The sequence below is a fragment of the Aerococcus sanguinicola genome (assembly GCF_008726925.1).
GTDB lineage: Bacteria > Bacillota > Bacilli > Lactobacillales > Aerococcaceae > Aerococcus.
This window is the reverse complement of the sequence record NZ_VYWO01000006.1, coordinates 1-20,480: the sequence shown is the minus strand read 5'-3', so window position 1 is coordinate 20,480 and position 20,480 is coordinate 1. Positions and strand designations below refer to the sequence as shown.

The following is a 20,480-nucleotide window of genomic DNA, read 5'->3' as shown; positions in this document are numbered from 1 at the left end:
TGCCATGAAGATTCTAGCCATTGATATTGGAGGGACGACCATCAAGTCAGACCTCTATGACGCCAAGGGTCACTCCCTGGGAAAGTTTAGGGAAGAAGCGACAGCCGTCTCAATCGAGGACCAGACCAATGGCATCCTCGACCAGGTCTTGGCCTTGGTGGCTGACTACCAAGCCGCTGAAGGCCGCCTGGACGGCGTGGCCATCTCCAGCGCCGGCGTCATTGACTCCCGAGCGGGGAAGGTTGTCTATTCGGGCTACACTATCCCAGCCTACCAGGGCACGAATTTCAGGCAGGCTATTGAAGAAGAACGCGGCTTGCCCCTCAGTATTCTAAATGATGTCAATGCGGCTGCTTATGGGGAGTTCTGGCAGGGCAATTATGCCACAGATGCCAGTCTAGTCTGCCTAACTATCGGGACCGGCGTCGGAGGCGCGGTCCTCATTGATGGCAAGATTCACTTCGGCCGCCAATTCAGTGCGGGCGAGGTGGGCTATCTCCCGGTTGGAGCGGACCGCTTCCAAGATGTCGCCTCGACAACGGCTCTTTGTAGGAACTATGCGGCGATGACCGGTCAGGACCAGGTCACCGGTCGGGATGTCTTTGCGGCTTATCAGAGGGGGGACGCCCAGGCAGACCAGGCCATCGGTCAGTTCAGCGAAGCCCTGGCCCAGGGACTGCTCCCCATGGTCTACCTCTTGAACCCAGATGCTATTATCTTAGGTGGGGGTGTCATGGCCCAGGCCGAGATCCTGCTCCCTAAGATTAAGCAAGCCTTGGTCGAGCGGATTGAGAGCGACTTCTTCCTGCCTGAGCGGATTGTCGCAGCCAGCTTAGGTAATGAAGCAGGTCGACTGGGGGCAGTCTACCACTTCCTCCAAGAGCATCCGGGGCTGAGTCAATAAAATGCATAAAAATTTCCCTAGAAACTGGCTGATGATGCGCCAAGTTGCTGGGGAAATTTTTTGAGTATTTGGCTATAATAGAGAGTAAGGGGATTGAGCGTAAGGGTCTTGCAGGCAGGGAGTTAGGCAGCGAAGACTTGCTGATGATGGATGAGCAGTCGTGGCGATATTGAATCGAAATGATGCGCTTGAAGTGAATGTATGGAACAGCGACTAAGAGGAGGTAAGGGAGAAGGCTATGATTAAATTTTCGCAGAGTATTCTGCCTTTGATTGAAACGTCTTATGAATCTTTAACGTCAACGGAGCGGATTGTGGCCGATTACTTCATTGAGGACAGTCACCAGGATGAGGATTATTCTATTGAACACCTAGGCGAGGCCCTCCATGTCTCGCCCGCAACCTTTACGCGTTTTGCGAAGAAGTTGGGCTATTCGGGCTACCGGGAGTTTCTCTATGACTACCGGACGGGCTTGCCCAAGAAGCAGGATGACCCTGCCAGTCAAACCATCGAGAAGGTCCTATCCGATTACAATGCCATCCTGAATAAGAGCTATAACCTAGCGAATTCGGACCAGCTCCTCCGCATTGCCCAGGCCATCCACCAGGCCAAGCGGGTGATTATCTATGGGGTAGGGAGTTCCGCCCTAGCGGCTGAGGAGATGACGAGCCGGCTCTTGCGTCTGGGGATTGTGAGCGCTACGGTGAGTGATGCCGATGCTATGCGCGTCCACCAGGTGGTTATCGATGAGGATTGTTGTGTGCTGGCCTTCAGTATCTCAGGCCAGAAGAAGGTGGTCCTCAACAGCCTGCGCCAAGCCGCTAAGCAGGGGGCTTATACGGTTTTGGTGACAGCTAATTTCGATGTATCGATCAAGGATCAATTCGATGAGATCATCCGGGTCGCGACGGTCAAAAACTTGAATTCGGGCAACCGAATTTCCCCGCAACTCCCCATTATCATCATGTGCGATATTATTTATGACTATCTGCTTGAGATTGACCGAGAGAATATCCAGCGGACCTTTGAGCGGACCATGGATGTTTTTGAGGAAGGGGAGATATTGTAGGAGAAAAAAACTATCCGTATCCAGTGACTTACACTGGGCGGATAGTTTTTTGCATTAGATTAGAACAAGGCTTTTTTAGTCTGTTCGGTTTCATTATTAATATAATCTTTAACTTCTTGGCTGGTGAGGGCCTTGAGGAAGGCCTCATTCCAAGGCGCCTCTTCCTTAACAACCAGGTAGATGCCGGGTTCTTGGGCATAGGCGAGGGCTTTAGCTGGATTGTGGCCGGCTTCTTTCATCACATCAGACATCACGAGGGCTAAGTCACAGTCGGTGAGCGCATTGGCCAGCTGCATCCGTTCCATCTCGATAAATTTGAGATTATGAGGGTTCTCAGTGATATCTTCAACAGCAGGTAAGCTTTTGCTTGGATCAAGTTTAATCAAGCCTTCTTGAGCTAGAAGTTGAAGGGCAAGAGCACCGTTACTGACATCGTTAGAGAGGGCCACGGTCATACCGTCTTTGATATCTTTGAGATCCGTGATGTCCTTAGCGTAGAGTCCAATCTGGAAGGCAAAGATTGGCGGGCCGATTTTTTTAAGGTGGCCGTTCTTTTCTTTGTTGAAGTTGTTGAGATAGGGCTCATGCTGGTGGAGGGTGGCATCGAGGCTACCGTCTTCGGCACCAATATTAGGGCCAACTGCATCATCGAAGACCTTCTTCTCGGCCTTGTAGTCGCTCTGACTCGCGTTGAAGACATCAATAGCCTTGTCTAGAACATCTTGCGAAATAGCGGTGGTACCAATGGTAATGGTCTTTGCGCCCTTGCTTTCAGACTGACCACAAGCGAAGAGGAAGAGGGGAAGGAGAAGTAAGCAGACTAAGAGGGATTTTTTATTTTTCATGCGGATCTTCCTTTCTGTCCAAGGAGTTGGTAAATGCGTTCAAGGCCTTCTTTGAGGGTGGCACGCGGCATAGCCAGGTTGAGGCGGATATAGCCGTCCGAATTATTGACGAACATGTCGCCCCCTTCAAGGAGGACGCCCGCTTCATTCGCAAAATAAAGGGGAAGGTCCGTCAGCCCTTCAGGCAGATAGGCACTGACATCGACCCAGGCTAGATAAGTTGCAGCGGGGATTTCGAACTGTGCTTGGGGCAGGTAGTCGTCGATGAAAGCTTTGGTGAATTTAAAATTATCAGCGAGATAGCCGTTCATCTCGTCTAACCACTGATCGCCCTTCTCGTAAGCGGCTTGGTTGCCTACTAGACTGAGTGGATTTTCGAAGTTATAGTGATTTTCTTTCCAAATTTGCCGGAGTTCTTGATTGCGGATGACCACATTGGAGAACATGAGTCCAGCCATATTGAAGGCCTTACTCTGGGCAAAGGTTACCACAAGGCGGTCATAGTCTGGCAAAAGCTTGGCGAAGGGATGGTAATCTAAGCCAGGACGTCGGATATCACAGTGAATTTCATCAGAAATCAACCAGGTCTTATGCGCTTGGATCAGTTGGCCAAAGCGTTGGAGCTCTTCCTCTGTCCAAATGCGACCAGTCGGATTGTGCGGGTTACAAAAGATACACAGTTTGATGTCTTCCTGGTTAAACTTCTCTTCGAGATCATCGAAGTCCATAGAGAATTTTCCGTCTTTATGGATCAGTTGAGAGCTGATCAATTGATTTCCGTTAGCAGTAACAGCCTTCTCGAAATAGGCATAAGAAGGGGTTAAGATGAGCACCTTATCTTCTTCTGACTGGCAGATATATGAGACGAGTTCATAGAGGGCTGGAATGATGCCGGGGGCGGTGACCAATTCTTCTCTCGGAAAGGTCCAACCGTTGCGTCGTTCGGTCCAGGAGACAACTGCCTCATAATAATCGGGACTAAAGACCTTGGTGTAGCCTAGAATTTGCCGGTCGAGACGGTCCTTGATAGCCTCCCGTACGAAATCTGGCGTAGCGAATTCCATATCGGCGACCCACATACGGATAAAGTCCTCATCCGCAAAGGGGAAGGTCATGGATTCATCTGCATTGAAGATATAGCCGCGGAAGCCATCAGTATTCAGGGCATTGGTCCCTCTTCGGTCAATGATTTGATCAAAATCGTAAGCCAAATCAACCACTCCTCTTCTATATTAATTAATATCTAGTATAGTTGAAATCGTCTCTGACGGGCATTACCGATAAGTGACCAGGCTTCATCGGGATTTGCGATCACAAGGACTTTCCTTTAGACATCGCTTACAGAACTTGTTATAATTTATTTGTAAAAATAAAAAATAAGGAGTTTTTAATATGGCAGAAGAAAAAGTGGCTTTAGTAACAGGTGCTGCCCAAGGGATTGGGAAGGCCATTGCTGAACGTTTGTCCCAAGATGGCTTTGCGCTAGCGGTAGCTGACTTGAATGAAGCAGAAGCCAAGAAAGTGGCAGAAGCTTTAGAAGCTGATGGCAAGAAGGCCATCGCCATTAAGGTGGATGTTTCTGACCGTGACCAAGTCTTTGCGGCTGTAGAACAAGCGGCAGAAGCTTTTGGCCGTTTCGATGTGATCGTGAATAATGCAGGCCTTGGCCCAACTACACCAATCGAAACTATCACGCCGGAACAATTCGAACAGGTCTACAAGATTAATGTCGGTGGCGTTTATTGGGGAACCCAAGCGGCTGTTGAACAGTTCGACAAGTTCGGTAACGGCGGGAAGATCATCAACGCAACCTCCCAAACAGGGGTAGTCGGCAATCCGAACTTGGCCCTCTATGCAGGGACTAAGTTTGCGGTCCGCGGCATTACCCAAACCACTGCCCGCGACCTGGCTGAGAAGAACATTACAGTTAACTGCTATGCACCAGGGATCGTGAAGACCCCTATGATGTTCGACATCGCCCACCAAGTCGGCAAGAACGCTGGTAAGGATGATGACTGGGGCATGCAACAATTCGCCAAGGATATTACCCTCGGCCGCTTGTCTGAGCCCGAAGACGTGGCTGCCGCTGTATCCTTCCTCGCAGGGCCTGATTCCAACTACATCACCGGTCAAACGCTTATTGTTGATGGCGGGATGCAGTTCCAATAAGAGAGTGTGACGAAAGTTAAGATTGAAGCGCAATCTCAATCTTTGTCATAATAAAGTAGGGCTTTCGACCGCAAGAAGAAAGACTCCTTCGACTGGTACCAGCAAGTGATCGCCAGTAACGGAGAAGACTTGTCTTGGGAGAGTCGGAAATAAGTTTTTTTAACAGATACGAAAGGCCTCCCTTCAAGTGCTTGATTACTTGAGGGGAGGCCTATTTTTGTCTTCTTAATTATTTTGTAATTCAGATTTTGGTAAAGCAAAGAGGTAAGCTACGATAAAGGTTAGGATGAAAGTTAAGATTCCAACTAGAATATAAGTGAAAAGTTGGTAACTATCGTAAACATACATCATAGGAGACAAGATGACAGCTAAACCGTAAGAATTGGCTTGAATACCTAGTAAAGAAAGTGCTGCACCTCCTAGGGCTGATCCAGCTAGCATAATCGCAAGCGGACGCATACCATAGCGGAGGGTAATCCCGAAGAGGGCAGGTTCACTAACCCCGAGAAGCTGGGTTAGTCCGGCGCTCGTTGCCACAACTTTAACGGACTTTTTCTTAGAACGCAGGCTTACGGCAAAAGCAACGGCAGCATTAGCGAAACCATACATGGCACAAACAGTAATAAGTGGATTAAAACCAGTTGCAGCTAATAGAGTTGTTTCAATCGTAATGAAAAGGTGGTGCATACCGACCATCACTGAGAGAGGGTAGATAAAGCCAATGATTAATCCACCGATGCCAAGAGGAAGATGGATTAACCCTTCCACAAGTGCAATTAACCACCCCTCGATAACGTGGAGGATAGGACCGAGTACAATAAGTCCTAAGATTGTAGTGAGCAAAAGGACAACAAAGGGAGTAAACATTAAATCAAGGGCATCTGGCATCCGCTTGCGTGTAAAGACTTCAAAACGGGCTCCGAGATAGCCGACAACGAGTGCGACGAGGACACTTCCTTGATAGCCCATGAGTGGGATGCTTCCAAAGAGCATCATCGGCTCAACATCGCTTTGAATATTGGCGATTTCATAGGCATTAGGTAGCATAGGAGAAACAAGTATGAGACCTGCAACAAAGCCTAGAATAGGTGTACCACCAAATTTCTTGAAGGCTGACCAAGTAATCAAAGCAGGCAGAAATTGGAAGACTGTATCTGTTAAAACAGAAATGAGAGTGGTAAGCTCCACAGGGATGGCTCCAGCATCAACTCCGAAGAAGGCGAGTATTGTTTCATTGAGGATGACTCCCTTCAGCCCCATGAAGAGCCCTGTTGCTACAATTGCAGGAATTATAGGAAGGAAGATATCTGAGAGATTACGGACAAAACGTTTAATTCCTGTTTCTTGACGTTCCTTCATATCATCCACTGTACTTTCACGATCACTGAGTTGAGGGTAGTCAGCAATAATTGCATCATATACTTTGTTCACAGTCCCAGTTCCCAGGATGATTTGATATTGGCCGGAATTAAAGAAAACGCCTTTTACCTGGTCAATTTCTTCGATAGCTTCATCATCAATGGCTTCGCGCTGGTTAACTTCTAAACGCAAACGGGTAGCACAATGCGTAATGCTTTGGATATTTTCTAAATCAACTTGGTCAATGATGGATTGGCCGATTTTGTGGTAATTAGTCGTCATGCTAGTTTCCTCCTTTTTGTATCACTACAGCCTGCATAGGTGCAAGTTCAAGCTGATCGTTCTTTTTATTAATGCTTTGATCTAAATTGTTGATTAAAATCTGATAAGAATTATAGAGCGATGGTATCCGAACGGAATGCGAATTGAAGTTGATGACTACACTGACTTCTTGGTCATCGAGTCGGCGCTGGTAAGCCATAACTTGGCTAGGTAAATTATCGATAAAGTCAATGTCACCGTAAATGAGTAAGTCCTTCAATTCAGACGCTTGGCGTAAATCAATTAATTTTTGGTAGAAAGCGCGTACGGGATTATGCATCGCGTTGATCGTTGGATATTCGTCGGCCATAGCTAGCCAGGGCTCATGGTCAGAGAAGCCTCCATACTGACTATTATCCCATGGAAAAGGCGTTCGCCCATTATCTCGACTACGCTTCTGGACGAAGCGAATGGCTTCTTCTGGACGATAGCCTTCGAGTAGGGCACGTTGATAATTATCATGACTCGAAATATCGTCATAAGTCTCGATGTTTTCCCAACTGACATTTCTCAGGCCAAGTTCTTGTCCTTGATAGATAAAGGGAGTCCCTCTCAGAAAGAAATAAGAACAAGCTAGAGCAGTAGCTCCAATTTCATTTTGGTAGTTTGGGTCTTTAATGAGTTTGGATAAGGCTCGCGGTTGATCATGATTTTCGATAAAATTTGCTGCCCAGCCAGCATCCTGCAAGGCGTATTGAGAAGCTTTCACTGCGGCAATATAATCGTCATAATCCCATTGGCTTTGTCGGAACCATTCACTACCATTTTCAACATCGATATCTGCATAAGAGAAATCAAAAATCATATTGAAATAACCATCAGGGCCGATATATTGGTCGAAATCTTCATATGGAACTCCTGGTGCTTCGCCGACGGTCATTACATTATAACGTTGGAATGTTTGCTGGTTTAATTCTTTTAGGAAATCAGCAATTCCAGGTCTGTTGCGCGTTTTGTGCTTAATATTTGATAAATTATCTGCGCCATCTGCTGGCAAGCTCTGGTAGTCCTGATCTTTTTTGATGAACGTGATCGAATCGATGCGGAAGCCCGCGATACCTTTATCTAGCCAACGATTAATCATATCGTAGATAGCTTGGCGAAGGTCAGGGTTTTCCCAATTGAGGTCAGGTTGTTTTTTATGGAAGGTATGGAGGTAATAGGTGTTATCTTCTCCTTCAACAGCTGCCCAAGCACTTCCACCAAAGATAGATCGCCAATTGTTAGGGGCTTGTCCATTAGTACCTTGTTTGAAAATATAGAAATCACGGTAGGGACTCTCGGGGGCCTTCAGAGCTTCCTGGAACCAAGGATGCTCATCTGATGAATGGTTAACCACAAGGTCGAGAATAATTTTAATATCTAAGTCCTTTGCTTCTTGAATCAAATTATCTAGATCTGCCATTGATCCAAAGATAGGATTAATTCCTTCATAGTCCGCAATATCATAACCGTTGTCGGCGAGAGGAGAAGTGAATATGGGAGAAATCCATAAGCAAGTAATTCCCAAGTCTTTAAGATAAGGTAATTTCTCACGAATGCCATTTAAGTCTCCAATTCCATCGTTGTTGGAGTCTTTGAAACTTTGGGGATAGATTTGATAGACGACTTCTTCTTTCCACCAGTCTTTAGATAAATTTTGAGTCAACATATTTCCTCCTTTGTGGTAACGATACCATATTTGTGAAAAATGAAGGCATGACTAGCATGCAGTTCATTTGTTGCCTTATACAGCTTCTAAGTGGATGCCCGTTCAACCAGGCGGAGTTTAAGTTTATCTTGCTTAACTTGGTAATCTTTTCCATCGATTAAAGCAAGCATCTTGTTCAAGGCTTCCTGCCCTAAACAGGAGATGGGTTGTTCAATCGTTGTTAAGGGTGTTTGGACCAGAGCACTGTAGGTCTGATTATCGAAGCCCATAATGGCTAAATCTTTAGGCACCTCGATACCTTGTTCTTGGCAAACCGATAGGATGCCAATAGCCACTTCATCACTATTGCTGAAGATAGCTTCTGGGCGATTAGGCATCTCTAGCAGCTTATATGCCAGCTCTTGACCGTCTGCTATGGTATGGGTTGAGGGGAAAATCCATTCCCCTTTAACAATAAAGTTAAAATCACGAATTGCTTGTTCAAAGGCTTGAGTTCTTAAGTCTCCATGGCCTTGACGTTCAAGTGAACCACCAGTTGAATAGGCAATCTTACGGTAGCCTTTATTGGCTAAATAGGCAAAGGCTTCATAAGTTCCAGTACTTTGATTGGTATAAACTTGAGGAAGATTAGAACCCTTGGCTTCATGGTTACAGAGTAGGATAGGACCATATTGGCTATAGGATTCCAATGTTTTAAGATCCGTTTCAATCGCACATAGAATGAGTCCAGCTAGGAGTCCTTGCTGGAGAAGCTTAAGCATATTAGCTTCAACTTCCTTATCATCATAGCTTTGCATCACAATAAGAAAGTAACCAGCCTTGCGCGCCTCATGCTCAATGGTATCCACTAATTCAGTAAAGAAAGGATTGCTCAAGCGAGATACAACTAAACCAATGAAATTAGATTTTTTAGAGCGTAATTGTGTGGCTACTGAACTCTGCACATAATGCAATTCTTCCATAGCATCTCGTATGGCTTCCTTTTTTTCTTCAGAAATGTAAGGGTGGTGGTTGAGATAACGAGAGACTGTTGTTACTGAAACTCCTGCCTTGCGAGCAACGTCTTTGATTGTAGCCATGGCATCCTCCTTTGTGGTAACGATTTCATAAATAGAGTATAACAATAATTTAAATTTGTCAATATTTTTTTGATCAAAGTTATTTCAATAGTACATTTTCATTAAAAAGTGGATGAATTGACTCATTAGTTTCTAAACTAGAGCGAATAGCTTTAATTGTATAATTTATAATTTCTTTCCAAGGGTAATTGTAAAAGAGCCCCCAATTAACTGTAGCCATAATTACCGAGCTAGTTCCATTGCTATTGAAATCAGTTTTAAATTCATAATGCATCTTTATTTGCTTATTTTTTGAACTATAGATTATCCCTTTTTCTGGGGAATGAATAATAGTATGTGGAATTTTTTTGTTAAGAATCTTTAGTGATTCTTCTAAGCTTAGATCATCATAGTTTAGGATATTAAATAGCTCAAAAATATCTTGTGGCTGGGCAACAAGAACTTCAATTTGATCAAGGATATGAATCAATCGCTCCATCTTATTCACAGATGCCGAGTTAACGAGTAAAGGGATTTGACAGCTATTTGCCAGATATTCAATAGTATCTTGGCGTAAACTGTTGTCTAATATGCAATATTGAGATTGATTAATGCGTGGGAGATATTTTTCTATAAATTGTGGTGAGATTGTCTGGATAATTTCCATATCATCGATCCCTAAGGTGTAGTCCTGGATTTGGTCTTCGATATACAGGTAGGTTGAAGTGGAATAATCTTTTAATTGCTGGCAGAGTTCAATATTCATGCCGTTTTCTCGAGCATCGTTACGGAAGAGTTCACCATAGATATCTTCTCCATACGCAGAAATAAAACTACAACTCATACCAAGTTTAGTAAGGGCAAGTGCTGTATTTCGGCCAACTCCTCCCAAATAATGTTCTACATGGCCTGGATTAGAAGTATTTTTTAAAATTTGCTTGTTACAGATACCAATAATATCCATATTAATTCCACCAATAACAGTAATTTGACTTTTTGAATTGAGGACATAGCCCCTTCCTCTAATATAACCTTTGTTTACCAAATTATGAATGTGAGTAGCAACAGCTGCTCTTGAAATAAATAGTCTTTTTGCAATTTCTTCTTGTGTAATCATTGGATTTTCTTCAATAAGTTTTAGAATCTCACGTTCACGATTCGTCATATAACCACCCCTTGCATGTTTATTTTATCACATAACTAGCCCAATCTAAACACTTGTTTATTTTCTAAAATAAAGTTGATTTGTTAGCGGTTACAAATTATACTAGGGTTACCAAATAAAAGGAAGGCGGATTCAAATGGACGAAAAATATGTTGTGGTTGTAGGAGGGTTAAATATTGATATAGCTGGTTTGTCTGGCCCTATCTATCACCCTAAAGATTCAAATATAGGTGAAGTTTCGATCAATGTTGGTGGAGTAGGACATAACATTGCAAATAATTTAACAAATCTTGAAACACCAACCTATTTAATTACTGTTTACGGTGATGACCATTTTGGTTCGATTGCAAAGGCGGAATGTGAAAAGAATAACATTAGTTTAGACTATGCTGAACAAGTTGAGAATTCTAGAAGTTCTATCTATCTGTATGTAAATGATAATGAAGGGGACTTAGTAACTGGGATTAATGATATGAAAATTTTAGAGCATATCACTCCAGAATTCTTAGAAAAACGTCTTGAAGTTATGAATAAAGCAGAACTATTAGTCCTTGATTGCAACTTGACTGAAGAAGCTATCGAATGGATTGGGAACCATGTTAAGGTGCCAATTATGGTCGACCCAGTATCTGTCGCCAAAGTCGGTCGTCTTAAGAATATTATTGATAAGTTAGATACAATAAAACCTAATGAGCATGAAATTGAGATTTTAACTGGAATTAAGGTCACAGATGAAGCAAGTGCTGTTGAAGCAGCAGCCAATTTAAATAAGCAGGGTGTGAGCAATGTATTTATTTCGCTTGGTGCGAAAGGAATCTTGTTATCACGTCATAATGGTAAAGAGGTAGAATTAGTATCTCCAATAGCTAAGCGAATTGTGAGCACTAATGGTGCAGGAGATTGCACGATGGCAACCATAGCTTGGACTCGTTTCTTTTACAAAGATACGTTGACCTTGAGTGAAATCGGCTTATTTACTCAAGCTGCAGCTAGTATCAATCTAGAATCACCAGAAGCGGTTGCGCCAGAATTAAATATTCGTAATGTGGTTCATAGAGCACAAGAAAATTACAAAGGAGATTAGATAGAATGGTTAAGAAACAATTATATTCGATCGTCAATTATAATGAAGCAGTTCAATGTATGGATGCGGGTGCGGATCATATTGGATTAGTTCCAATGCAAACGGGGGGGATTCCAGCGCACCGGGTTCCCTTTGACGTTGTTGACCGCATCTATTCAGAGTGTCGCAGACGTGGGGTTAAGTCCATTGCAATTATGCTAAATAAAGACGTAGAAGAGATGTTTTTCATTATTAAACGTTTAAACCCTGACATCGTGCACATTGCAGGTATGGACTATACATCAGATCAAGCTTTTGCTGATCGTCTCCATGAAGAGTGTCCAGGAGTGAAATTGATGCAAGCTGTATTAGTAGATGGACCAGGTGCTGTTGATCGAGCTAAAGAATATGCTAAGTATTGCGATTTTCTCTTAACAGATACGGGGCTTGCTAAAGATACAGGGATTGGTGCTAGCGGGGAAACCCATGATTGGAATATCGATAAGGAAATTGTAGATTCGGTAGATATTCCTGTAGTTATCGCAGGTGGCTTAGGTCCAGATAATGTGGAAGAATGCATTCGCCAAATTAGACCTTTTGGAGTAGATTCGTTATCAAAGACTTCTTATAAATATGAAGATGGAGTTATCGAGAAAGACATTCCTAAAGTACAGGAGTTTTGTCGCATTGCGGATGAAGTATCCAAAGAGTTAGGGTTATAATAGTCAATATCTGAATATTATAAAGGAGATGTGTAAAGTGGAGTATAAATTAGTTCAACAAGTGAAAGTGGTAACGACTCATCACTTTGCTGATACCATTCAGGAAATACTAAAAGAAGAGAACTATCAGAAGCCTCTTATTGTGATTGATAACTTTTTACTAGGCCAAGCAACAATCCAAAATATGTTAGACCGCTTAGATAAAGAAGACGTAGATTATACAATTTATGACAGAATCGTGCCTGATCCTCCAATTGAATTAATTGATTCAGGGGCTGATTTTTTTAAAGAAAATCAATGCGACTCCATTCTTGCAATCGGTGGCGGTAGTGTGATTGATGCTGCTCGTGCTATTAATATCGTACGCTATCATGGTGGTAGCGCGAGAGATTATGTCTTTGATAAACAAGTTCCAAGCTTTTGTCCAGGACTGATTAGTTGCCCAACAACGTCTGGAACTGGAAGTGAATTGTCTAACGCAGCTGTAATTACAGATACTGAAACGGAAGAAAAACTAGCTATTTTAGCTGATAATGCGGTGAGCGAATATGCTGTACTATGTCCCGAATTAGTTGTGAGCCTTCCAGTTGGACAGACAATTATAACAGGACTTGATGTGTTCTCCCACGCAGCAGAAGCATATACCTCAACTTTGTCATCACCTGTTGTTGACGCTATTTGTGAGAAAATCATGTTTTTAGTTGTAAAATATCTGCCTAAAGCTGTACGTAATGGACAAGATCTCGAAGCAAGAGAAAGAATGCTAATTGCAGCGGCTCTCGGAGGATGGGTGATTAATAATGGTGGTACACATTTAGGCCACTCACAGGCTCATATTGTTGGCGCTAAATTACACATTCCGCATGGGATGGCATGTGGATACGCTCTTCCAGGAACACTTCTTTTTACAGCTCAGGTAGAACCTAAGAAAGTTCGTGAAATCGGAAATATCCTTGGATGTGAATTTCCGGCAGACGTAACAGATATGGAAATTGGTGAGATTACAGCTCAAGCTTATAAAGAATTTCGTGATGAGCAACTTGGCCTACCAGCATTCGATGCTCAAGGTATCTCTCGTGACCAACTCCTTGACTTAGTTGATGAAGTGGTAAATGAACGTTTTGCTTCGAATGCTCCGATGGAAGTAACACCAGAATTGGTAACTCAACTATTAGAACGTTTTGGCTAGGAGGAGTATAGATGGGAATTATTAGAGGGCTGATTGGGCTCGCCTTCATTGGTGGGGTGGGCTTACTATTAAGTAGCAACCGTAAGGAGATACGTTACAAGAATATTGCTTTGATGATTATCATTCAATTAGTGCTAACTTTCTTATTATTGAATACTTCTGTAGGATTGACTGCTTTAGGTGGGGTTTCTGAATTCTTTAGCTGGCTAATTGGTCAAGGGACTGCGGGTGTAGACTTTGTATTTGGAGGTATTGAAATTGCAGAAGGAGCAACTGTTTTCTTCTTACATGTCTTAATGCCCCTTGTCTTTATTTCAGCTTTGATCGGAATTTTAGATTATTTAGGGATTTTAAATTTCATTATCAAATGGGTTGGTTGGATAATTAATAAAATCACAGGAATGGGAGAACTTGAAAGTTATATGCCTGTTGCAACAACTTTACTGGGGTCTCCTCAAGTGTTTATTACAATTAAAGATACAATACCTAACCTCAATGCGAATCAACTTTTTACTGTGTGCATGACAGTGATATCTTCAGCAAGTGCATCTATGTTAGCATCTTATATGACCATGTTAGAGGGACAATATGTAGTTATGGCAACTTTCCTAAACTTTTTCTCTGGATTGATTATTGCAGGATTACTAAACCCTTATACTAGTGATGTAGCTAGTATAGAAAAGTTAGAGATTGAGGAAGAAGTCAAAGAGAGACAACCTTTCTTTGAAATGTTGGGAGAATATATCAGTTCTGGTTTTGATTTAGCAGTAATTGTGGCAGCGATGGTAATTGGGTTTATATCTTTAATTACTTTTCTCAATAACAGTATGGACCTTATTACTGGTATTACTTTTACTCAAGTATTAGGTTATATTTTAGCTCCTGTAGCCTGGTTGATAGGGATTCCTAAAGAAGATATTGTTCGTATCGGAAGTGTAATGGCTTCTAAATTACTTACAAATGAGTTTGTTGCTATGGGAGAAATTGTTAATTTAAAAGATACACTCTCTGAAAAATCAATTGCGATGATTTCTGTTTACACAATTAGTTTTGCTAACTTTGGGACCTTAGGAATTATTTCAGGTGCTGTTAAAGCAATTAGTGGTGAAAAAGCAAAAGATGTCGCCAAATTTTCACTTAAACTCATACTTGGGGGGACAATGGCAGGTTTACTAACAGCAACAATAGTCGGATTTTTCTTTTAATCAAAAAGCAAGCCGCCCTCCCGCAGCTTGCTTTTTCTACACTTTATTCTTCCGGCCGGTAACGTGTGACCTTCATCCGTAATTTGTATTTATCGCGCAGTTCGGCAATTTCTGCCATCATGGGTGACTTGTGGTGGGCGTCGAGTGCGGATTGGTCGGTCCAGGTGTCGATTAAGAGGATGCTCTCGGGGTCTTCTAGGGGGATGAAGTAGTCATAACGCAGGTTGCCAGGTTGTTGGCGGATGCGGTCGACGACGCCGCGGTTCATCATTTCTTGGGCGAAGTTTCGGGCATTGTCGCCCTGGCCACTGTAGATGATATTGATAACGAGTGTCATGGGATTCCCTCCTGTGTGTTCAATTTTTCACTTACTTCCATTCTAGCATTTCTAAGCTTGAACTCACAAGTTATAGGTCGATGTGCTATACTGGGTAAATCTTAATGAACAGATAGGGGATGATCGGATGAAATTTAGACCCATTCAAGCTAAAGATGATGCCCAACTGGCTGGCATTATCCGTGCCTGCCTGGAATCCTTCAGCTTAGACCTGCCAGGGACGGTTTACTATGACCCGGAATTGGACCGGCTCAGTGACTTCTACCAGGCGAGCCCTGACAGGCGCGCTTATTATGTGCTGGTGGACGACCGGGACCAGGTTCTAGGTGGGGTTGGCTTTGCGGAGTGTGGACTCTTTGAACAGTGCTCGGAATTGCAGAAGCTCTACCTCATTCCCCAAGTCCAGGGTGGGGGACTGGGCCGCAGCTTGATGGAGCTCGTCATCGCGAAGGCGAGAGAAGCTGGCTATCAGAGCCTTTACTTAGAGACCCACTCCAATCTGAGCACAGCCATTATCCTCTATCAGAAGTACGGCTTCAAAGAAATCCCCCAGCCTGACCAGCTGATTCATACGACAATGAATCGGTTTTTTGTGAAAGACTTGTCAACTGAGTGATATCTAGCTAAGGGAAGGTTAATCACGAGGTCCAGAATTCTCTAATTGTAAGGCTTTAGGATTCAAGCCTTTGATCCAATGATTCTATTAAAAGACGCCCCAGCTCACCATGGGATAAGTGGGCTGGGGCGCTTACTTATTGCTAGCTATTATGTTATCTCAAACGTGATTTACTGACGTTTCCTAAAACCTAAGGCTACACCTAGTCCGATTAGACTCAGGCCAAAGCTGACAGCACCTAAGCTAGTGCTGGCTCCTGTTTGAGGTAGGCTAGAAGCAGCCTTCTTCGAACGAGCGGAGCCTGAGCTAGTCTTAGTTTGGCTTGAGCCATTGGCGGCTGTGGGCTTGTTGGAAGTTTGACGAGCAGTAGCTGCTTTAACTTGCTCGGGCTTAGCTTTCCCTTTTTCTGGCTGACTTGCCTGACCAGAGTTTTGGGCACCAGCTTGGTCAGCATTTTGGTCTTGACCTGGTTTAGCTTCAGTCTGACCTTGGGATGTCTGACTGGATTCTGAGCTCCCAGTGCTGACAGGCTTGACAGATGAACCTGGCTGGGTGACGGTTCCGCTTTGACCGGGTCTATCAGATGGATGGTTTGGCTTAGAAGGTGTCCCAGTTCCTGTTGTGCCTCCAGTATTTGTTGGTTGATTGTCTGCCTTAGTGGCCCGAGAGGTGAGCCAGTCCTTAGCCTGGAGAGGACGGTCGACGAGGCGGGTTTCACCGATCCAACCGATGAAGCCGTGCTCCCCTTGACCGCCGTAGAAGGAACCGCCGAGACGCCAAGGCTGGCCATTATCATCAGCGAGGCCAACGGTGTCTGTGGCATTGCGGAGGACCGGCACGCCATTGACATACATGGTCAGGGTCTTAGTTTCAGGATCGTTGACGACAGCCAGGTGGTACCAATCGCTGAGGTCGACGATTTCGCCCGACCAGGCGGAGCCTTCAGTTGCTTCAGGGGTCTGTTGGTCGACGAAGGAGAATTGGACTTCGCTCAGGTTAGAGAAGGCCCAAGCGAATGGCGGCTCTTCACCTTCTGTGCCCACATAACCTGGGATATTCTGGCGTTGGCCTTCGCGGACGAGCCATTGCATCCAATCATTGACCCCATCTGGATTATATTCAGGGTCGAATTTGATAAAGGTTTCAAAGGTGTAGCCATTCTCAAAGTTTTCCAGGTTGATGGGAGCCCCATCCTTGGTCCGGAAGTAGCTGGCCCGGTGGTGGGGATTGTCTGCTGTCGGACGGCTCCCGTTCTCAAAGCGGATGGAACCGGCGTTGGATGAGAGGGGATGGTGGTCGGAGGACCAAGTGACGTCTTCTAGGACTGCCCCTTCGAGATTGCCTTCATTGAGTGGAGCCCGGTAGAAGTTGTTGGCTGGGTTGCTGATATCCACTAGGGCTTCACCAACTGCCACGGCTTGGCCATCCTCACCAGCGATCCGCCAGTGGGCCACGGTCCCTTCAACGACAGGGTAATCATCCTCTGAAGTCGGACGCTCCTGGTCAACGGGTTGAGGGGCTTGGTAGTTTTCGCTGTAGTAGTTTCTCAGTTGGCTAGAATAAGATGGATCATCAGCAGGGCCGACTTGCAGGTTCGGGAAGCGTCCCTTGAAGTCGAAGTCAAAAGTAAAGCTGGCCCCGTCATCGGTCAGGAAGACTTGGTCATAGCCATTGAGGGTTTCCTTGTCCTTTGTTGGCACCCAAGGGGAGAAGGTGGTTTGGTGGATCTTGCCGTTGGTGAGGTCGAACTCAGTCAGAGCCATGTAGCCATTCCCACCCATATAAGCCATCTGTTGGTCGGTCAGGATCTGATAGACTGGGTTACCGAAGTCATTGGTCCGTTTGACCCGGGAAGCCCCATGGTGGTGGCCGTTATAAGTTAGGAAGACTTGGTCATAAGGGGCAATCAGCCGGTCCCAAATGACTTCGCCGAATGGCGTCTTCAAGGCTTGGGAAGTGACCGTATCATTGTTGATCAATTGGTGGGAGACCAGGATCGTTGGGGTCTCTGGATTTTCTTTGAGTACCGCTTCCGCCCAGTCTAATTCTGCGCCTTCAGCCCCCCAAGACAGGCCGAGCACCAAGAAGTCCTGGCCATCGACATTGAAGATATGGTATTCATGGGCATCATTAGGCCCTCGACCTTGGAAGGTAGCATTCTTTTGCGCCCGCTCGCTAGGGAAGACATCAGTGTAATAACCATAATAAGGACGCTGACCATTCTCGAGAGGCTGGCCGCCGATATCGTGGTTACCCGCAATGATCAGGTAAGGCTCTTGGTTGGCTTCGAGGATTTCCATGGCTTCGCTAGCCACTTGCCACTGGGCAGGCTTATTGGCCTGGTCCACCACATCGCCCACATGCAGGGTCATGGCAATCCCATAGTCATCCGCATGGTCCGCGATCCACTGGGTCTGGGCCGCAAAAGGTTCCGAGCCATAAGCTGCATTGAATTGGTCACCTTCTGCTTCTGTCGCATAACGGGAATAGAACTGGGTGTCTGGTAAGATCGCTAGAGAGAAGCGCGACCCAGGCTCTTGACCAGCTTCAACAGTGGTCGGAATCTCTGTCTCTTTAACCGGAGTGACCACCTGTTCAAAGGTCGGATCCTGGTCATTGATCTGTTCTCTAGAATCCGTTGCCGAGGAGATATTCTCCTGGGTCTTGAGTGGCGCCTCTTGAGCAATCTGATCAGAAACTTTGACAGCTTCTTGATCAGTCGCAAGGCCCTCCACAGGCTGGGACTGCTTAGCTTCCGCTGTCTCCGCCGCTTCAACCGTCACCTGCCCCGCACTCACAAAAGCGCACAGCACAGCTGAAGAGAATAAAAGATGCTTAGCTACAGGTAATTTCTTCATACTATTCGAACCCTCCATATCATTAGTCAACTACTTACCCTTAATTATAGCGAACGCATGTTTAGAATATGTAAAAGTCTTGTGTGGCTTGTGTAAAGGTAAGTAGTTCAAATTTTTACTTGTTTCCAGTATAATTGGAAGTAAAAGCATTTTTTATTATTGATATGGAGTGAAAAACAAGATGTCCGAACAGATAAAAACCATCCAACAAGCCCTGTGGAACTCAGCTAATGTGCTGCGGTCCAAGATGGATGCCAATGAATATAAGAACTACACCTTGGGAATTATCTTCTACAAATTCCTATCTGACCAACTCTTAGAGAAAACCTGTGACCTGATTGGTGAAGACTTTGTGGATTTAAACCAGGCCCAAAAAATTTATGAAGAGACTTATTATGATGAAGAAGTGGGGCAAGATTTGCTTAGTGAATTGAAGTATACTTACTCCTATACCATTCATCCTGGCTTCACATTCACCAAGTTCATGGAGAAGATTAATGATAATAACTTCATGCTGGAAGAATTAGCCCAGGGTTTCCGCGATATTGAACGCTCTCACCCTGACTTTGAAAACTTATTCGAAGATGTGGACCTAATGTCCCGGCGTTTGGGCCCAACGCCCCAGAAACGTAATCAAACTATTACAGCGGTGATGAAGGAGTTAGCCGGCTTAAACTTCGCCAAGAATGCGGACCTCTTAGGGGATGCTTATGAGTTCTTGCTGGGGCAGTTTGCTTCTGAATCGGGGAAGAAGGCGGGCGAGTTCTACACGCCCCAACCAGTGTCGGAACTGATGACTCGGATTGCTATCCAGGGCAAGGAAGATAAGCTGGGATTGACAGCTTACGACCCGACAATGGGCTCGGGATCCCTCCTCTTGAATACGAAGAAATATGCGGATGAAAATGTTGAGAACTCTATTCGCTACTTCGGCCAAGAGATCAATACCTCGACTTATAACTTGGCCAAGATGAATATGATGCTCCACGGGGTGCCAACTGACCATCAGAAGTTACGAAACGGGGACACCCTGGATTCCGACTGGCCAACCGATGAACCAACTAACTTCGATGTGGTGCTGATGAATCCCCCTTACTCTCAGAAGTGGTCGGCAGACAAGGGCTTCCTCGATGACCCACGCTTCGCAGCTTATGGCGTCTTACCGCCTAAGTCACGGGCAGATTTCGCCTTCCTCCTTCATGGCTTCTACCACTTGCGGACCGATGGGACCATGTGCATTGTTCTGCCGCACGGGGTTCTTTTCCGCGGCGCCTCTGAAGGTAAGTTGCGTCAGGCCATGCTTGAGAATGGCTATATTGATACGGTGATTGGACTCCCTGAAAATCTCTTCTATAACACCAGCATTCCAACCACGATTATTGTCTTGAAGAAGAACCGGACGAGCCGTGATGTCTTCTTTATCGATGCGTCTAAAGAGTTTGAAAAGGTGAAGACACAAAATATCTTAACGGAAGAGCATATTGATAAGATTATTGAGACTTACAACCAACGAGAAGATGTTGACAAATACGCCCATAAAGCGAGCTATGAAGAGATTCAAGAGAATGATTACAACCTTAATATTCCCCGCTATGTGGATACCTTCGAAGAACCTGAACCCATTGATATCGTCCAAGTCAGCAAGGACATGCAGGAGATCAACCAAGAATTGGAGCAAACAACAGCCGAATTCTTAGAAATGGTGGACGACTTGCAGGTGACAGACGAAACTGCGGAACTCATTCAAGCGATAAAGGATGTGTTTAAATAATGGCAGAAGAAAGAAAACAACCCGAGCTCAGGTTTAAGGGATTCACGGATGATTGGATTCAGTGTGAAGTCGGAGACTACTATGAATTTAAAAATGGCATTAATAAGGGGAAAGATTTTTTTGGAAAAGGTACGCCTATAGTAAATTTTAAAGATGTTTTTCATCATAGAGGCTTAAC

General features: G+C 44.7%; 17 protein-coding genes. 9 read left to right on the top strand and 8 right to left on the bottom strand.

Annotated elements, in window-relative coordinates; translation table 11 throughout:
- Nucleotides 1-4: 4 nt before the first annotated feature.
- Both F6I03_RS08240 and F6I03_RS08235 read left to right on the top strand, forming a co-directional pair.
- Nucleotides 5-904 carry an ROK family protein gene (locus F6I03_RS08240; RefSeq protein ID WP_070431600.1) on the top strand — a complete coding sequence of 300 codons (900 nt, stop codon included), beginning with the start codon at nucleotides 5-7 and terminating at the stop codon, nucleotides 902-904.
- A 238-nt stretch (nucleotides 905-1,142) separates the two neighbouring features.
- Complete coding sequence (locus tag F6I03_RS08235; protein WP_070431599.1) at nucleotides 1,143-1,973, top strand: MurR/RpiR family transcriptional regulator; 831 nt, start codon at nucleotides 1,143-1,145, stop codon at nucleotides 1,971-1,973.
- Between the two features lie 59 nt (nucleotides 1,974-2,032).
- Here the strand turns inward: F6I03_RS08235 and F6I03_RS08230 are convergent, their stop codons facing one another.
- Together F6I03_RS08230 and F6I03_RS08225 are read right to left on the bottom strand one after the other, a co-directional pair.
- Nucleotides 2,033-2,818, bottom strand: a complete 786-nt coding sequence (locus F6I03_RS08230; protein ID WP_070431598.1) for a MetQ/NlpA family ABC transporter substrate-binding protein — start codon at nucleotides 2,816-2,818, stop codon at nucleotides 2,033-2,035.
- Nucleotides 2,815-4,029 carry a MalY/PatB family protein gene (locus F6I03_RS08225; RefSeq protein ID WP_070431597.1) on the bottom strand — a complete coding sequence of 405 codons (1,215 nt, stop codon included), beginning with the start codon at nucleotides 4,027-4,029 and terminating at the stop codon, nucleotides 2,815-2,817. The genes F6I03_RS08230 and F6I03_RS08225 overlap by 4 nt, the downstream gene beginning before the upstream one ends.
- A 181-nt stretch (nucleotides 4,030-4,210) precedes the next feature.
- On the opposite strand from F6I03_RS08225, the gene F6I03_RS08220 reads away from it, so the two are divergent.
- The gene (locus F6I03_RS08220) at nucleotides 4,211-4,987 is read left to right on the top strand and encodes a (S)-acetoin forming diacetyl reductase (RefSeq protein ID WP_070431596.1); all 777 of its coding nucleotides are present in this window, start codon (nucleotides 4,211-4,213) and stop codon (nucleotides 4,985-4,987) included.
- A gap of 225 nt (nucleotides 4,988-5,212) precedes the next feature.
- Here F6I03_RS08220 and F6I03_RS08215 read toward each other — a convergent pair whose 3' ends face one another.
- The 4 genes from F6I03_RS08215 to F6I03_RS08200 all read right to left on the bottom strand — a co-directional run bounded on the left by F6I03_RS08215 (nucleotide 5,213) and on the right by F6I03_RS08200 (nucleotide 10,541).
- The gene (locus F6I03_RS08215; protein ID WP_070431595.1) at nucleotides 5,213-6,628 is read right to left on the bottom strand and encodes a PTS transporter subunit EIIC; all 1,416 of its coding nucleotides are present in this window, start codon (nucleotides 6,626-6,628) and stop codon (nucleotides 5,213-5,215) included.
- 1 nt (nucleotide 6,629) lies between these two features.
- Nucleotides 6,630-8,318 carry a glycoside hydrolase family 13 protein gene (locus tag F6I03_RS08210; RefSeq protein ID WP_070431594.1) on the bottom strand — a complete coding sequence of 563 codons (1,689 nt, stop codon included), beginning with the start codon at nucleotides 8,316-8,318 and terminating at the stop codon, nucleotides 6,630-6,632.
- 86 nt (nucleotides 8,319-8,404) lie between these two features.
- Nucleotides 8,405-9,397: a LacI family DNA-binding transcriptional regulator gene (locus tag F6I03_RS08205; RefSeq protein WP_070431593.1), complete on the bottom strand. Its 993-nt coding sequence runs from the start codon at nucleotides 9,395-9,397 to the stop codon at nucleotides 8,405-8,407.
- Nucleotides 9,398-9,476: 79 nt separating this feature from the next.
- On the bottom strand, nucleotides 9,477-10,541 hold the full coding sequence (locus F6I03_RS08200; protein ID WP_070431592.1) for a PfkB family carbohydrate kinase: 1,065 nt from the start codon (nucleotides 10,539-10,541) through the stop codon (nucleotides 9,477-9,479).
- A gap of 136 nt (nucleotides 10,542-10,677) precedes the next feature.
- Here F6I03_RS08200 and F6I03_RS08195 point away from each other — a divergent pair, with 136 nt between their 5' ends.
- The 4 genes from F6I03_RS08195 to F6I03_RS08180 are packed head-to-tail and all read left to right on the top strand — an operon-like array spanning nucleotide 10,678 to nucleotide 14,720.
- Nucleotides 10,678-11,625, top strand: coding sequence for a carbohydrate kinase family protein (locus F6I03_RS08195; RefSeq protein ID WP_070431591.1), 948 nt, complete (start codon nucleotides 10,678-10,680; stop codon nucleotides 11,623-11,625).
- Nucleotides 11,626-11,630: 5 nt separating this feature from the next.
- Nucleotides 11,631-12,326 (top strand): phosphoribosylanthranilate isomerase, encoded by a 696-nt coding sequence (locus F6I03_RS08190; RefSeq protein WP_070431590.1) that lies wholly within the window; start codon nucleotides 11,631-11,633, stop codon nucleotides 12,324-12,326.
- Nucleotides 12,327-12,354: 28 nt separating this feature from the next.
- Nucleotides 12,355-13,515, top strand: coding sequence for an iron-containing alcohol dehydrogenase (locus tag F6I03_RS08185; RefSeq protein WP_350225097.1), 1,161 nt, complete (start codon nucleotides 12,355-12,357; stop codon nucleotides 13,513-13,515).
- Nucleotides 13,516-13,526: 11 nt separating this feature from the next.
- Nucleotides 13,527-14,720, top strand: coding sequence for a NupC/NupG family nucleoside CNT transporter (locus F6I03_RS08180; protein WP_070626137.1), 1,194 nt, complete (start codon nucleotides 13,527-13,529; stop codon nucleotides 14,718-14,720).
- 43 nt (nucleotides 14,721-14,763) lie between these two features.
- Here the strand turns inward: F6I03_RS08180 and F6I03_RS08175 are convergent, their stop codons facing one another.
- Nucleotides 14,764-15,057 (bottom strand): putative quinol monooxygenase, encoded by a 294-nt coding sequence (locus tag F6I03_RS08175; protein WP_070431587.1) that lies wholly within the window; start codon nucleotides 15,055-15,057, stop codon nucleotides 14,764-14,766.
- Between the two features lie 127 nt (nucleotides 15,058-15,184).
- Here F6I03_RS08175 and F6I03_RS08170 point away from each other — a divergent pair, with 127 nt between their 5' ends.
- Nucleotides 15,185-15,673, top strand: coding sequence for a GNAT family N-acetyltransferase (locus tag F6I03_RS08170; protein WP_070431586.1), 489 nt, complete (start codon nucleotides 15,185-15,187; stop codon nucleotides 15,671-15,673).
- A gap of 170 nt (nucleotides 15,674-15,843) precedes the next feature.
- Here the strand turns inward: F6I03_RS08170 and F6I03_RS08165 are convergent, their stop codons facing one another.
- Nucleotides 15,844-18,531 carry a LamG-like jellyroll fold domain-containing protein gene (locus F6I03_RS08165; RefSeq protein ID WP_070431585.1) on the bottom strand — a complete coding sequence of 896 codons (2,688 nt, stop codon included), beginning with the start codon at nucleotides 18,529-18,531 and terminating at the stop codon, nucleotides 15,844-15,846.
- A 181-nt stretch (nucleotides 18,532-18,712) separates the two neighbouring features.
- On the opposite strand from F6I03_RS08165, the gene F6I03_RS08160 reads away from it, so the two are divergent.
- Complete coding sequence (locus F6I03_RS08160; RefSeq protein WP_070431584.1) at nucleotides 18,713-20,302, top strand: type I restriction-modification system subunit M; 1,590 nt, start codon at nucleotides 18,713-18,715, stop codon at nucleotides 20,300-20,302.
- The last annotated feature ends 178 nt before the right edge of the window (nucleotides 20,303-20,480 follow it).

Excerpts from the sequence above, each read along its gene's own strand:
- F6I03_RS08160 (WP_070431584.1), top strand. The coding sequence starts at position 18,713 with ATGTCCGAACAGATAAAAACCATCCAACAAGCCCTGTGGAACTCAGCT.
- F6I03_RS08215 (WP_070431595.1), bottom strand. The coding sequence starts at position 6,628 with ATGACGACTAATTACCACAAAATCGGCCAATCCATCATTGACCAAGTT.
- F6I03_RS08185 (WP_350225097.1), top strand. The coding sequence starts at position 12,355 with ATGTGTAAAGTGGAGTATAAATTAGTTCAACAAGTGAAAGTGGTAACG.
- F6I03_RS08220 (WP_070431596.1), top strand. The coding sequence starts at position 4,211 with ATGGCAGAAGAAAAAGTGGCTTTAGTAACAGGTGCTGCCCAAGGGATT.
- F6I03_RS08170 (WP_070431586.1), top strand. The coding sequence starts at position 15,185 with ATGAAATTTAGACCCATTCAAGCTAAAGATGATGCCCAACTGGCTGGC.
- F6I03_RS08230 (WP_070431598.1), bottom strand. The coding sequence starts at position 2,818 with ATGAAAAATAAAAAATCCCTCTTAGTCTGCTTACTTCTCCTTCCCCTC.
- F6I03_RS08235 (WP_070431599.1), top strand. The coding sequence starts at position 1,143 with ATGATTAAATTTTCGCAGAGTATTCTGCCTTTGATTGAAACGTCTTAT.
- F6I03_RS08200 (WP_070431592.1), bottom strand. The coding sequence starts at position 10,541 with ATGACGAATCGTGAACGTGAGATTCTAAAACTTATTGAAGAAAATCCA.
- F6I03_RS08210 (WP_070431594.1), bottom strand. The coding sequence starts at position 8,318 with ATGTTGACTCAAAATTTATCTAAAGACTGGTGGAAAGAAGAAGTCGTC.
- F6I03_RS08240 (WP_070431600.1), top strand. The coding sequence starts at position 5 with ATGAAGATTCTAGCCATTGATATTGGAGGGACGACCATCAAGTCAGAC.
- F6I03_RS08175 (WP_070431587.1), bottom strand. The coding sequence starts at position 15,057 with ATGACACTCGTTATCAATATCATCTACAGTGGCCAGGGCGACAATGCC.
- F6I03_RS08180 (WP_070626137.1), top strand. The coding sequence starts at position 13,527 with ATGGGAATTATTAGAGGGCTGATTGGGCTCGCCTTCATTGGTGGGGTG.
- F6I03_RS08165 (WP_070431585.1), bottom strand. The coding sequence starts at position 18,531 with ATGAAGAAATTACCTGTAGCTAAGCATCTTTTATTCTCTTCAGCTGTG.
- F6I03_RS08205 (WP_070431593.1), bottom strand. The coding sequence starts at position 9,397 with ATGGCTACAATCAAAGACGTTGCTCGCAAGGCAGGAGTTTCAGTAACA.
- F6I03_RS08190 (WP_070431590.1), top strand. The coding sequence starts at position 11,631 with ATGGTTAAGAAACAATTATATTCGATCGTCAATTATAATGAAGCAGTT.
- F6I03_RS08195 (WP_070431591.1), top strand. The coding sequence starts at position 10,678 with ATGGACGAAAAATATGTTGTGGTTGTAGGAGGGTTAAATATTGATATA.